This window comes from Leptospira levettii (assembly GCF_002812085.1).
Taxonomy (GTDB): Bacteria; Spirochaetota; Leptospiria; order Leptospirales; family Leptospiraceae; genus Leptospira_A; species Leptospira_A levettii.
Genome location: NZ_NPDM01000002.1, coordinates 520,073 through 534,547 on the forward strand (window position 1 = coordinate 520,073; position 14,475 = coordinate 534,547).

A 14,475-nucleotide genomic window follows, 5' to 3' on the forward strand; every position below is an offset into this window, starting at 1 on the left:
GATTAATCGTTGGTATAGAGGGAATCAGCAAGGACCAAATCACCTGGACTTGTCACTTTGGTATTGTGAAAGTCAGTTTCCACAATCCCTACTCTTCGTTCCCCCATCCAAGTACATAAGTCTGTTGGGTGGTGTTTAGGATTTTCTGGCAACGGATCTACCAACAAATCTTTCAGCATAAAACCAGCCACTGCTTGAGGGGTTTTCACGGCATAGACTTCTTCTCTTTTTAATGGTTCCTGTGAATAGTTTTGGTGGAGTTTCACTCGCACTAAACTTTCTGTTACAGGACAAACTAATGATGCACCACCAAATATTTTAGTTTGTTCCACTAACTGATAAAGTTCGTTTTGTTTGAAATTGGGACGAGCCACATCATGGATAAAGAATATATCTTTTTCATCATATGAAATGGATTGAATTCCATTTAAAGTGGAAAGGTGCCTTGTTTCCCCTCCTTCCACAATGCAGTCGTTAGGTTCTAATAAATCCTCTAATTCTTTTTCAGTCTCCAAAACCCAATCGGGATGGGAAACAACAGTGATGGATTTTAAGAGACCAAACCTTTTGAATCGTTTTACCGAATGCCTAAGGAGTGATTCACCCCTTAGTTTCAAAAATTGTTTAGGAACATCAGATCCCATCCTACTTCCCGTACCTCCGGCAAGTAGGATCGCATATAAATTGTTCATTCCACCACTAAGATTTCGTTTCGGAAGATTTCCATCACCGGTTCTTTTTTACGGATGAGTTTTGGAGTTCCATCTTTTCGGATCAAAACTTCTTGTGTTTCTGGAAAACTATTGTAGTTCTTAGTGGACATACTGGAACAATACGCACCAATTGCTTCCATCACAACATAATCACCAATTTCAGCCTCTCCCATTAGTCTTGTGATTGGTTCCCCACCTTCTTTTTGAGTGAAAACATCGCCTGATTCACAACAATGCCCAACAACAACATATTCCTTGTTAGACTGTGGTGTTCCACCATCTTTTTTGACAGTGATGAGGGGATGGCGTGCACCATAAAGAGATGGTCGAGTATTTGAATCCATCCCAGTGTCCAATTTTAAAAACTGGAATCCATTTTTTCCTGTGTCTACTTTGTCATCCACAGTGGTTAGAAGTGCCCCACAAAGTGCAATGAGGTAAGTGCCTGGTTCAATTTCTAAAATGAGTTTTCTACCGTGTTTTACGGCAAATTCTTCAAATTGAATTTTGACAGGTGCACCTATCTTTTGTAAGTCGGTTGTTTTTTCATCTTCCATCCGCCCAACTTTGTAACCTCCACCAAGGCTCACAACAGTAACTGATGGGAAACTTTCTGCATATTCAAGTGTGTATTTGGCAACAGCCTTCCAAACTTCAGGGTCACTTCCCGATCCAATATGAGTATGGACCTTTTCGACAACGAGGTTGTATTTGTTTACGATCGCTTTGACTTCATCCAGTTTTTCATGCCAAATTCCGAAGGAAGAAGTAACCCCACCCACATCGGTTTTTTTGGTATGACCAGAACCAAGTCCTGGGTTAAAACGAATGGATACTGATTTTCCTGGGAAGGTTTGGCCAAAGAGTTCCAATTGGCGGAGAGAACAAGCATTGAACTTCACACCCTTCGCAATGAGTTCGGCAAATGCCTTTGGAAATTCTTGGGAAGTGAGCATGATGGATTCTGGAGAAAATCCAAAATGCAGGGCACGTACCACTTCATGTTCCGAGGAAGCATCGATGAGGATGCCTTTTTTTTTCATGATTTGTAAGATATTGGAATTGGGATTTGCCTTCATGGCATATCGGACTTGTAATCCGAAAGCATTCGGAAATGCCAATGTGTCATCGCATTTTTGTTCAATTTCTTTCTCAGAATAGACAAAGAGAGGGGTTCCAAATTCTTTTGCCAAAGCTCGCACTTGGTCTTCTTTCAAAAACTTTAGTTTTTCGATTGATGTCATAGGATTTAAGATAAACCTTTCAATAGGTTCCAATCCATAAAGTCAAAAAAGTAGAAAATGGCAGGAAAGATCACACATATTGAAGCACTCTCCCAAGTGAAAAAACACTTGGAACATGGCAATGCCACTCAAAGGAAAATTGCCAATTTACTCTCTAGGCCTGATGTGGCATCGTACGCCAACTTAGGTGCTGTTGCCCCCGATATCTTTTATTTCTATCATGTATTACAACCCAAACGTACAAAAAAAGCAGCATTCTTTGGAGACTTGGCCCACCACCACAATGTGGCAGAGTTAATCTTAAGTTTCCTCGACCAAGTGTATGATACCGAAATGGGATTGTACCGGGACAGATTCCTTGCTTTTACACTTGGTTACATCTGCCATTGTGTGGTGGATATCCAAACCCATCCTTATATCTTTTATATCTCAGGTGATTACTATAACAACGATAAGAAGATTTCGTACCAAGCACAAGTGAACCATATGAAAGTGGAATTTGGTTTGGATACCTTACTCATCAACCACCGTTGGGGGATGAGTGCAAGGGAATATGATTTTCCACAGTACATTGATATCCGCCACCGAACCGTTGGAATCAAAAACAAAATGGATCCAGTCCTTTGGAACTTTTGGTTGCAGTCTTTAAAAGAAACCTTTCCCAAAGAATTCCAAACTTCTTATATTGGATCTGAAAAAAAAATCATCCCAGGGGATATCTTAAACGAATCCTATCTTGGGTTTTACCGATTTACCTCTACATTGGATTCGAGAAGTGCTTTTATGCGAGGACTTGTGAGTGTAGTGGATGCACTTACTTTCCATAAATACAATGCCTCAGTTTTAATGTTACCAACACTTGAGGCGATCAATCCGAAGATCATGAACGACGAAAAAAGAGAATGGTTTTACCCAGCTGATCCGAATCGTAAGTTTAACGATTCGTTCATTGATTTACTGAACCAAGCAAGCCAAGCAAGTAAGGAAATTTTGACCCGCGCCTATGAATATAGTTTTTCACCTGAAAGCCGTTCTAAGATTCTGGACTCACTTGGTGGTTATAATTTAGATACTGGCCTTCGATACCACGGCATTGATCACATGAAGGAATTTTCCCCACTCGTTTAGTGGGAATTTGAAAAAGGAAATTGTATGAAACAAGAACCCGTTGGGCTCTTTGAAAAGTATTTTATCATTTGGTTTCGAATCGTAACAGAAAGGATTTGGACAGGAGACAAAAAAGTTAGGAATACCTTCCTTGCCATTTTGGGTTTTGGGGTTCTCAATGTTTTTTTACTCACAGGTTCCATTAAAGATTTTTTTCGTCTCGATGAAGCTGCTGTTTACGATATCCCATCCACCTTATACGGGCTAAATGATAAAGGGGAATATGAACCCATTGCCGAGTACTATAAATTCTCTCGTATCCCTGTCAAATTAGAAGAACTTAAACCAGAGTCTACAGATTATTCCGCGGATAACCGTCACAAAGTGATCCAATGTTTTTTATCCACTGAAGACAATTCGTTTTATTCCCACAACGGGATTGATCTGAAAGGGATTGCCAGGGCTTTTGTGGTAAATCTTATGGCGGGTCGAGTCAAAGAAGGTGCATCCACCATCACCCAACAAGTCGCAAGGCTTAAGTTTTTATCCATTGAACGTTCCATTGCAAGAAAAGCACGCGAAGCTTGGCTTGCCATTTTACTCGAACTCGTTTACCCAAAAGACAAAATTCTGGAAGTGTATTTAAACGAAATCCCACTCGGGCACGGAACCATTGGTGTTGGTGCTGCTTCCAGGTTTTACTTTCGTAAAGAAGTACAAGATGTCACTTGGGGAGAAGCGGCAATCCTTGCAAGCCTCACCACAAGACCCACTCAGTTTAGCCCGATTGTCAACCCAGTATCCAGTATGAACAAGGTGCGAGTTGTTTTTCGAAAACTAGTTGAGAACGGAAGGATGACTGTAGCGGATGCAGAAAAAGAATTTGCAAGCTTAGAAGAATATTATACAAACCTCAATCGATCCCCCAACGATTCTGCGTTTTCCGACAGACTCAATCGTTTTCCCTATGTCACAGAATACATCCGTAAAAACCTAATTCGTTCAATTGGTTCCAGTCGGTTGTACAATGGTGGACTCAAAATTTACTCCACAATCCAAATCCGCCACCAAGAAGAAGCAGAAAAAGCCCTTCTACCTGCACTCCAAAGGCAAACAATTGAATCCAACCAACGTGCCTTCCGTAACATTGATGCCTTTGATGATTTGTATGGAAGTGGGTATTCCTTAATTGCTGATTTATATGACTTACCTGAATTTAAATTTAAAATTTCGAAAATAGAACGTACATTTTCCTCTGCTTACCAAGAGGACATTCGTGATGAATTTTATGCCCTCAATTTACTGATAGGTGACGACTTTCTCGGGGATACCCTTGACAAAAATTACACATCACAAAGTACAAAGGACCATTTACTCCCAGTGGAAGGATCACTCATTGCCATTCGTCCGGAAACTGGTTACATCACAGCCCTTGTTGGTGGGTCAGGTTTTCGTTCTGATAACCAACAAATCCGTCCTTTCCAAGCCTTTCGCCAACCAGGTTCCGCCTTTAAACCAATCTTATACGCAGCAGCAATGGACTATTCAGGAAAAAACCCAGATCCTGAAAAAAATGTAACACCTGCTACACTCTTTGCAGATTCTCCCTTACAATACCTAATGGAAGATGGAGATGAGTGGGCTCCCGAAAATTACAGTAGTGAATACTCTGGATTTATTTTGTTACGAAAGGCATTGGAACAATCTAAAAACTCAGTTGCAGTGCGGGTATTAGAACAAGTGGGACTTTCCAATTTGATGGATAGCCTACGCGGATTATTACAATTACAAGGAAGGGACATCCCTTATAATTTTAGTGTTTCGCTTGGATCCTTTGAACTCACTCCCTATGAACTCACTCGTGCTTATGCGGCCCTTGCTTCCGGTGGCAAAACAGTCAATCCCATCTCCGTTTTATATGTAGAAGACAATGCAGGCAAAGTCATCAAAGACTTTCGTAAAGACTACGAAGATGTAGAACGAAAACAAATCATCTCCAAAGAAGCGGCCTTTCTCATCACTTCTATGATGAAAGATGTTGTGGAAGAAGGAACAGGACGTGGTGTCCTCTCTTATGGATTAAACCGAAAAGCCTACGGGAAAACAGGTACCACAAACAATTTTAGGGATGCTTGGTTTGTGGGTTACACCCCAGAACTTGTCACCTCGGTATGGTTTGGTTACGATGTGGGCACCATTTCCCTTGGTCGTGGGATGACAGGCGGAAAACTTTCTGCCCCTGTATGGGGACGGTTTATGGCTAGAGCCCTGGAAAAAGAACCAGCCAAAGAATTCCCTTGGCTCGCGGATGTCAAAATCACAAAACGAACCGTTTGCCGCATGTCTGGGAAACTCCCCGGTGGCCAATGCCATGACCTACTGGAAGAATACTTTATCCCCCAAACGGTTCCAAAAGACGTTTGTAACGACCATGGATCCGCATGGAATGTAGTGGAATCCAAACCACAACCCCAATCCACTCAAATTGCCGTGGAGAAGAAAAAACAAGACACCAAAGTGGAGAAAAAACCCACACAAGGCAAACCTCCGAAACGAAAAAACTCAGTCTTTAGCGGAGATGAGGAAATTGATTACTAAAAAGGCTTGTCAGATAGACCGAAAATTTTGATTCTCACAGAAGGGGAAAAGGAGCAGGAATGGCAATAGGTAAGGATTCCATCAACAGCGTTATCGGACCAGGGTCGATATTTGAAGGTAAATTTTATATCGCAGGTTCACTTAGAATCGATGGAAAATTCGAAGGTGATATCAAAACAGAAGACGCTCTCGTCATTGGAGAGACCGGAAAGGTAAAAACCAATATCAGCGCAAGAGAAGTCATTGTCTCCGGAACCCTCATTGGCAATATCAAAGCCGAAAACGAAGTCAAATTAGAAGGGACAGGACGTATGTTAGGTGACATCACTGCTCCTTATTTAGAACTTCAAAAAGGTGTCGTAGCAAAAGGAAACATCACTATCACAGGCGGACAGAAAAAAGACGTTCGTAAGATAGTAGAAGAATCTTTTGGCGGAATCAAATCTTTAGATTCAAAGGACTAACCTAAACTCCATTTAACACATGCTACTTCGTTCACCTGAAAAGTCTACGATCGGCAAGCATGTGTTACGTTGGGGAAACATAAACGTCATCCAAGTTTCCCCAGGTAAGTATTTTTATAACCTACAATCACAATCGAGCGTTTTACACGGGACAATCGATCTCAACCGCAAACGATATCGAATTTTACCCCTACTCGGTTTTTCATTTTTATTTGCTTTTTTACTCTCCATCATTGTCGACAAACAAACTTACGAAGAAAGTTTAATGGAAAAAGAATTCCTCAGTATGTCCACTGAGGTCGAAGAAAATGATACAAAAGACAAGGAAGCAAAACTAGCAGACGAAAAATACTTACAAGAAACCGAAGATAAAAAAATGGCGATCCTTCGGTCGGCAGAACTAGATAAACTCGCAGACAATAAAAATAAAAAACTAAAAGTCACTCAATACAAAGTCAAAAAGAATGAATCCTTATCGGACATTGCTCGAAGGTTTAAGGTTTCTGTTGAATCGATTGCAGGTAGTTCTGGAATCAATCCAGAAATTTCCCTCATCGCTGGCCAAATTTTAAACATTCCGAACAAACACGGCCTAATGTACAAACTTAAAAAAGGGGATACATTGGCAAAAGTAGCAGATTATTATAAAGTCAAAATTGATGACATTTATGCGGAAAACCAATTAGAAGATTATGATTTATTTAAGTCTGGACAAAAAGTATTTTTACCTGGTGCAGTGATCCCAGATACAGGTCCCGTTTGGAGGATTCCTGTTTCATCTAAAGTCATCACTTCTGGATGGGGAACACGTTCCTATCCACAATACAAATTCCATATGGCCCTTGACTTACGTGCTAATTATGAATCAGTGTATGCAGCAAGGAAAGGGAAAGTCACCTACTCAGGTTGGATGGGTGGATACGGAAATGCCATCATCTTATCTCATGACGACAATTACCAAACCTTATATGCTCATAATTCCAAACTTTATGTGAAAGAAGGGGATTATGTGAGTGCTGGAAAAATCATCTCTCGTTCGGGATGTACGGGGTATTGTTTTGGTCCTCATTTACACTTTGAAGTCATCAAAGACGGGAAAAATATCAATCCGACAAAACTCATCAAAGGATTTTCGTACAAATGAAACAATTCAAATCAAATCACTCCAAATCCTTTCCAAAACACAATATTCCCGGAATCACTTCCTTGGGTATACAAAAGAGTATGCCCACTTCCCTATTGATTTGTTTGGCACTTACATTATCTTTACTCATTTCCTGTGCACCAAAAATTGGAGAACAAATCAACAAACGATTGGTTGATCCCTTTGATGAAACTAAAAACATCAACGTTCATTTTGTTACAACAAGAAGGGAAATGGGAGCCAAAGATCGTTGTGATGGGAATAGTTTTGGTTTTATTACCGATATTAACCCACATTTTGGGATTTGTATCGTAAACGTTCCCGCAAAACACATCATTGGTGATATTTCCTTGGATAATGACCAAGACAAAAACAGTTTTTTCCAATTCAAAGGCCGAGTGAACACAGATGACAGAGAATTTTTATCCAAATTAAAATCATCTGCAAGTGAAGAAGTATTAGTTTTTGTTCATGGATTTAATGTCAATTTTGATGAGGCAGTGTTACGAGCTGGCCAAATTAAATATGACCTCAAATTCCCAGGGGAAGTGGTTGTGTATTCATGGCCGGCTGGAGCCGATGTTGGTTTACTGGGACAAGTGATGGTGAAATCAACCTATGATTTGAACTTTACAGAAGCAAAAATCAATCGTGAACCATTTGCAAATTTTCTAAATTCCATATCTTCCATTGGGAAAAAAATCCATTTAGTGGTTCATAGTATGGGTCACCAAGTTGTTTTACCTTCCCTTGCCTCCCTTTCTAAATCTGGTAAAAAACAATTTCTCTCTGAACTCATCCTCAATGCCCCCGACTTCGACAAAAACGAATTTGAACTCATCTTATCTGATTTGAGTAAAACCTCAGAAAGGATCACCTTGTACTGTTCTCCAGGTGACAATGCCTTGGTTGCCTCTCAAAAAGTAAATGGTGCTCCAAGGGCTGGAATGTGTTTTAAGTATTCTGGGGTTGATGTGATCAATGTGAACGAAGTGGATGACCCAGTGCTCGGTGTGGGCGGACTAGGCCATGGATATTATTCATCAAGGCCAATCCTTACAGACATATACCAAGTGTTACTCGGTGTATCTGTTGAAAAACGCCTCTTTATCCGAAAATCAGGACCCAAAAATGGGGAGAACTTTGTTTTACGCAAGTAGATTAGAGTCGTTTCCTATTTAAGGAACCACAACCTCTTCTCCTGATTGGATTGCACGATTTCGCATTTGGTTCGGTTGGATCTCTAGAGATTCCTCACTGGTTTCTCCTTCTCCTTGTTTCAAAATGGAGAGTTTCATTTTGATTTTTTTTCCCAACGAAAGTTGGTCTTTTGTGAGTTGCACCAAACGATCCCCTCCTGAAATTTTTGGATGTGTAGGAGTTGGTAATACAGCAAATACCAAATGCCTCGCATAGGTAACACCTGGTTTTGATTTTGGAGGAGAAAGAGGTTCCATCGGAATCCATCCGTAACCATCTATCCATACCTCTACATATTTATGATTAAAACTCATTTCATCAGAAGTTTCAGTTGGTAAATAATTCCATACCAATCTAGCAGGAATTCCTTTTCCACGTAACAATGACATGGTGACATAGGAATGTTCCGTACAACCTCCATTGTTTTTTTGGATCACATTTGGGGCTGATTCAAACTTGCCTGATTTATAAGGGATTGAGGAAACATATTGGGATGTCTCCATCAGTAGTTCTTTGATTGAAGTCTTATCTTGGAACAATTCTTTTCGTTTTGTGACAACAATCGGATCCTCAAGTTTGACAAACCAATCATCTCGGAGTTCGTTTGGATGTTTGGATTCATTTTCCTCTCGATTGACAATTAACCCTGGATCGAGTTTCCAATGGATTTTATAACGAGTGAGTTTTCCTCGATACACAGAAATGACTTTTGATTCTCCTTCTTTCATCGGAGGGACTTTCACAGTGAGAGTACGATTACCAAAATCATCCAAACTGAATGTGCTAGGAGAATAAAACGATTCTTCTCTTAGCTCCTGGGAATAAGTATCTTTTTTGGGAAGGATCACATGGAAATTGGATTCAGGGATGTCTGACATTGATGTTAAATCCAATTGGTATTCGAGATTCGATTTGATGGGTGAAAACCTAACTGCCTTTTCGTCGGAACGCATAAAAAGTCCATCCCCAATGGGAAAAAAATGTTCATCAAAGAAAAACCATTCCCCATAAATTTTAGTAATTGGATCAAAAATTAAAAACCGATCAGATCCAAGGGAAACCATTTTAAAAAGAGCTCTATGGTTAGTTGGGAATTTCCATTCTTTTGATGTTGTTCCTTCCTCCAAAGAAAACACCTGAATTGTATTCCCCGCAAAAGAAGAAACCAAGAGGATTTCGGAATCACTGTGTTTGATGATCCTTTGAACTGATTTCATGGGAAGCGGAAGCTCCGAAATTTTTTCAAAAGAATTTACATCCAAAACTTCTAATTGGTCCTTATCCAAACGAAACATTTTATCTTTCACACAAACAAAATCCTTCCACCCATTGGATTTACTTGTTAGATTGTATTCTTTTTGGATCACAAAAGAATCTAACGATACAGCATATAACATTTGTTTGGTCTGAACATAAACACTGCCACTACACAAAGCCCAACCAAGAACCCTTCCCTTATCCCAGGAGATGGGGGTTATTTTTTTTGTTGGTAAATCGTATTGGTAAAGATGGAATTCTTTGTCTTTATTTTTGGTTTGGAAATAAAGTTGAGATTTTACCTGTAATAAGGACTCAAACAATTCGACAGACTCTGCATCAGGAAAACTGAAATTAGGATCATATTCATATTTTGCACCAATTTGTTTCCATTCAAATGGAACTTCCCCTCGTTCCATTGCTAGGAGTGAACCACTTGTGAATACAATCAGGAAACCTAAAATCCAATGTTTCATTTGATAATCCTTGCCTTTTTTGAAACCATATGAAAGATTTTTTTAGTATATGGATGAGGAAAGAAAAGGAAGTCTTTTTTATTTTGGAGAAAGGATTCTCCTTGGCACACAAGGCCTTGTCACCGAACCACATTCCCACTATGCAGTTTCGATTCTAGTTTCCAAACAACTGCCATTTCGATTGACTACAAAAGAGAATCAAATCATTGAAACGAAGGGAATCATCATCCCTCCCAATTATTTCCACCGCTTAGAAGCTAATCATACTGAAATTGTTGTGATCCAATTGGATCCAAAATCAGATGAATACAAAAAAATTGAAATGAAGGACCCCTACACTCAATTAGAAACAAAGACGATACAGAGAATCCAATCCTTATCCGAACCGTTATTTGGCAGCGGTTTAAACTGTACAAAAGCGAAATTAATTTATGAACAGATTTTAGCTGAACTTGGTTCCCAAAAATCAGTGAAAACTTGGGATCCAAGAATTGACATAGCCCTTACAAAAATTAAAGAAACACTTCCAAACACAATCAATGTAGCATTTCTCTCCAATGAAACAGGAATCTCAAAGGATCGGTTTATGCATTTGTTTAAAGAAAATATGGGAATCCCACTGCGACAGTACTTACTTTGGCAAAGATTACACATAGCAGCAAGGCTTTTGCAAAGTGGGGAGAACCTAACAACTGCATCCCATGCAGCGGGTTTTAGTGACCAAGCTCATTTGTCTCGAACCTTTAAAAAGATGTTTGGTGTAAAACCCTCTTTATTCCTCGGAGGGTCACATTTACACCAAGTTTGTTTTTGCGATCAAATTTAATTTATGCGGTTTTGTGGACGCTAAAGTCTTTCCAAACTCCTTTTTGTTTTAATTCATCTTCCACTGCTTTTTTTAATTCTGATCGATATCCTAATTCAAAGAACACATCTGCCACGACAAAGAGTGGTGCAGAAACAAGTGCTTGGAATAAATTGTCGAAAAGTGCTGGTCTACTTTTCTCAAAGATAAAATGCCCATAAAACTGGGATCCCCAACCTACCACTTGACCAATTCCAAAAATAGTCCATGCGGTTTGAGATGGGAGTTGCACTGTGATCCATTCAGCAGTCACAAACAATCCACCAAACAATAATGTTGCGATAAATGCAAAAAATACATCTAAGGTATAATAATACCCTAAAACACCCAAAGTAAATACAAGAGATGCAGTTACGGAAAAACCATTGTATTCAAATAAAGAAAATCGACTTAGTACAACAAAGAGAGTAAACGTAATCGTTGGTACTCCTAAAACGTGAATCCAAACATTTCGTTTTTCTTGATGGTAGGCAGAATAAAATGCCATTTCTTTTGCAAATCTCAAAGGGAACCTCCAAAGTAGAGTTCCACTTTACCAAACAAAGTGAAAATCCACTTGAACGATTCTGTCAAAATTTAAAAAAATTCTAATTTCTTCCGGAAGAATGAACGAGTTTGCGTAAGGTAAAATTACGTTTGAAGTCTTCCGCGTAGTCTTCTATGAGAATCGGAAACCGGTAGGTCCAATTGGAATGGTCTGGGGTTCCTGGGTAATTGATTCTGTGTTTTTCCGGATTCAACAAAACGTCGGAAACACCGAAGGCTAGATCCTGAAAGAGTTGGATGCTAAATACACTTTTGGTTTGGAACACAAAATCGAGTAAACCTTCCAAAATTTGGTCTTCTGATTCGGGTCTTGGTTTTCCCAAACGGTCAAAGAAAAACTGAAGTTTTGGTTCTAATTCTCCTTCTCGATTCCACCACTCCATCACCAAACTCGTGTCATGTGTTGATAAGACAGATATCGCATTTTCACGGTAGTGGTCTTCTTCGATGTAGTCCCCAGTTGTAAATGATTTTGTCCAACGTACAACATCAATCCCAATCATTTGGCGTTCAAACAAGGAATCACGAATGAAAGTAGGAACTGAACCCAAATCCTCGGCACAAGGAACCATGGAGGAAAAGGACTCAAAAATTTCTAAAATGGTCTCCCCTGATTCTTTCCAATGTTTCTCTTCTTCATTGATATGAAGTTGAGACAGAGGAAATAAGTTAGCTTTCATTTCCTCAGGAAGAGACTGGTAACCTTCCTCTTTCCAGAAGTCCCAATAAAAAATATAATGATTGGGTTTGAATTCATGGATGAGTCCGCGTTTTTCCATTTCATTTGGATCAATGCCAACTTTTAAAAATTCACTAGTCTCAATTCCAAATTGAGGGTGAAACCATCCCTTTAATGCGGTTCTGTGTTCTTTGGGAATGGCCCAAATGCGGTACATACCAATCACATGGTCAATGCGGTACAAATGGAAAAAATTTTCTAAATATAACAGACGATCTTTCCACCAACTATAATGGCTTTTTTGTAACACTTCCCAATTCAGAACAGGGAAACCCCAGGTTTGACCCGTTTGTGAAAAATGATCTGGGGGTGCACCTGCTTGTAAATCCAACAAAAAGTTTTCAGGGTGTTCCCAAACATCACAGGAATTACGAGCTGTAAGGATAGGCATATCACCTTTTAAAAAAATTCCATTGTCCTCTAAATGGAGTTTGACGGCATTTAACTGATCAAATGCGATTTTCTGTAAATATACCCAGAACGATGCTTCTTCTCTTTGTTCTGTGAACACTTTGTCCTTTGCATTGTATGGATCTTGGAATTCTTTTGGCCATTCCCACCAATTTTTTCCTTCGTATGTTTCATACAATACCCGAAACGAAACATATGAATAACACCAAGGTTGTTTTTCTAAAAAGTTAAGAGCATCTCTCATAGACTCTTTTTGATGAGAAAGATAAAATTCTCTTAGGTATTTTATTTTTAAATCTCGTACTCTAATAGGATTGTTTTGTAAGTTTACGATTTGGTTTTTACGTGATTTGTAAGGCAAACCAAGTTTGTATAAAGATATGTATAATGGATCAATTGCAAAAGCTGAAATGGCACTATAAGGTGAATAACCATAACCAGTATCATTGAGTGGTAATAATTGGATGATACTAAATCCAATGTCCTTTGCCCAGTCACAAAGTGGGTATAAACTATAGATGTCTCCACATTCGAATGAATGCCTAGAAACAATTGAGGACAGAGATACAAGTACCCCTGCCCTTCTTTGTTTGATTGGAATCAATGAGCCCAATGTTTTACATTAAGCAACTGTGATTTCTTTTGAAAGATAAACGTCTTGGATTGCGTGTAATAGTGATACACCTTCTTTCATCGGTTTTTGGAACGCTTTTCTACCAGAAATGAGTCCCATACCACCAGCACGTTTATTGATGACCGCAGTTTTTAATGCTTCTTGTAAGTCATTTTCTCCAGATGCCCCACCTGAGTTAATTAGCCCTGCTCTTCCCATGTAACAATTTGCTACTTGGTAACGAGTGAGGTCAATTGGATGCTCAGAAGTCAAATCAGAGTAAATACGTTTATCAGTTTTACCGTAAGAAGACTCTTGGTTGAGTACATTGTAACCACCATTGTTTTCAGGTAACTTTTGTTTGATGATATCCGCTTGGATGGTGACTCCTAAATGGTTTGCTTGCCCTGTTAAGTCAGCAGAAACATGGTAATCTTTGTCTTTTTTGAACGCATTGTTTCTGATATAACACCAAAGGATCGTAGCCATTCCAAGTTCGTGTGCCATTTGGAACACTTTTGAAATTTCAACGATTTCACGACCAGCATCAGCAGATCCAAAATAGATTGTGGCGCCGATGGCAACACATCCTTGGTCATAGGCTTGTTTTACAGTCGCAAACAAAATTTGTTCACTTTTGTTTGGGTAAGTGAGAAGTTCGTTGTGGTTGATCTTTAAAATAAAAGGGATTTTGTGAGCATACTTACGAGCCACAGAACCTAACACACCTAAAGTTGTAGCCACACCATTACAACCACCTTCTATTGCGAGTTTGATGATATTTTCGCCATCGAAGTAAATTGGGTTTTTGGCAAACGAGGCACCAGCGGAGTGTTCAATCCCTTGGTCTACCGGAAGAATGGATACATATCCAGTTCCACCAAGTCGGCCATGACCGAGTAAAGTTTGAATGCTTCTGAGAACAGGGATGGACCTGTCTGAAGGTGCAAAAATTCTGTCTACCCAGTCGCTACCAGGTACGTGAATGAGTTCTTTTGCGATTTTTGGTGATTTGAATCCAAGGAGGGATTCCGCGTCGTTTCCAAGATGTTTCGAGATTTCGTCGAAGTTCAAAGTTGTTCTCCTTAAAAATAAATT

General features: G+C 39.5%; 12 protein-coding genes. 6 read left to right on the plus strand and 6 right to left on the minus strand.

What is annotated here, in order from left to right; translation table 11 throughout:
- Nucleotides 1-2 precede the first annotated feature (2 nt).
- Nucleotides 3-692, minus strand: coding sequence for an IspD/TarI family cytidylyltransferase (locus CH354_RS10155; RefSeq protein WP_100726598.1), 690 nt, complete (start codon nt 690-692; stop codon nt 3-5).
- Nucleotides 689-1,957: a diaminopimelate decarboxylase gene (locus tag CH354_RS10160; protein WP_100716725.1), complete on the minus strand. Its 1,269-nt coding sequence runs from the start codon at nt 1,955-1,957 to the stop codon at nt 689-691. Before CH354_RS10160 ends, CH354_RS10155 begins: the two co-directional genes overlap by 4 nt.
- A gap of 57 nt (nt 1,958-2,014) precedes the next feature.
- Between CH354_RS10160 and CH354_RS10165 the strand changes: the two genes are divergently transcribed.
- The 5 genes from CH354_RS10165 (at nt 2,015) to CH354_RS10185 (ending at nt 8,430) form a co-directional block, all read left to right on the plus strand.
- Nucleotides 2,015-3,085: a zinc dependent phospholipase C family protein gene (locus CH354_RS10165; protein ID WP_100716724.1), complete on the plus strand. Its 1,071-nt coding sequence runs from the start codon at nt 2,015-2,017 to the stop codon at nt 3,083-3,085.
- Between the two features lie 24 nt (nt 3,086-3,109).
- Nucleotides 3,110-5,662, plus strand: coding sequence for a penicillin-binding protein 1A (locus CH354_RS10170; protein ID WP_100766446.1), 2,553 nt, complete (start codon nt 3,110-3,112; stop codon nt 5,660-5,662).
- 59 nt (nt 5,663-5,721) lie between these two features.
- Nucleotides 5,722-6,126, plus strand: coding sequence for a bactofilin family protein (locus tag CH354_RS10175; RefSeq protein ID WP_012388418.1), 405 nt, complete (start codon nt 5,722-5,724; stop codon nt 6,124-6,126).
- Nucleotides 6,127-6,145: 19 nt separating this feature from the next.
- Nucleotides 6,146-7,270 carry a peptidoglycan DD-metalloendopeptidase family protein gene (locus tag CH354_RS10180; protein WP_420843824.1) on the plus strand — a complete coding sequence of 375 codons (1,125 nt, stop codon included), beginning with the start codon at nt 6,146-6,148 and terminating at the stop codon, nt 7,268-7,270.
- Between the two features lie 80 nt (nt 7,271-7,350).
- Nucleotides 7,351-8,430, plus strand: a complete 1,080-nt coding sequence (locus tag CH354_RS10185) for an alpha/beta hydrolase (protein WP_100766478.1) — start codon at nt 7,351-7,353, stop codon at nt 8,428-8,430.
- 18 nt (nt 8,431-8,448) lie between these two features.
- On the opposite strand, the gene CH354_RS10190 is transcribed toward CH354_RS10185, so the two are convergent.
- Complete coding sequence (locus tag CH354_RS10190) at nt 8,449-10,203, minus strand: transglutaminase-like domain-containing protein (protein ID WP_100766447.1); 1,755 nt, start codon at nt 10,201-10,203, stop codon at nt 8,449-8,451.
- Nucleotides 10,204-10,252: 49 nt separating this feature from the next.
- Here CH354_RS10190 and CH354_RS10195 point away from each other — a divergent pair, with 49 nt between their 5' ends.
- A complete protein-coding gene (locus tag CH354_RS10195) occupies nt 10,253-11,029 on the plus strand; it encodes a helix-turn-helix transcriptional regulator (RefSeq protein ID WP_100726595.1) in 777 nt (258 codons plus the stop codon).
- A gap of 1 nt (nt 11,030) precedes the next feature.
- Here the strand turns inward: CH354_RS10195 and CH354_RS10200 are convergent, their stop codons facing one another.
- The 3 genes from CH354_RS10200 to CH354_RS10210 form a co-directional block, all read right to left on the minus strand.
- Entirely contained in the window at nt 11,031-11,573 is a 543-nt protein-coding gene (locus tag CH354_RS10200; protein WP_100716720.1) for an Mpo1 family 2-hydroxy fatty acid dioxygenase, read from the minus strand.
- Nucleotides 11,574-11,655: 82 nt separating this feature from the next.
- Nucleotides 11,656-13,377 carry a 4-alpha-glucanotransferase gene (locus tag CH354_RS10205; RefSeq protein ID WP_100728804.1) on the minus strand — a complete coding sequence of 574 codons (1,722 nt, stop codon included), beginning with the start codon at nt 13,375-13,377 and terminating at the stop codon, nt 11,656-11,658.
- Nucleotides 13,378-13,386: 9 nt separating this feature from the next.
- Entirely contained in the window at nt 13,387-14,451 is a 1,065-nt protein-coding gene (locus tag CH354_RS10210; protein WP_100726906.1) for a class I fructose-bisphosphate aldolase, read from the minus strand.
- Nucleotides 14,452-14,475: the final 24 nt, after the last annotated feature.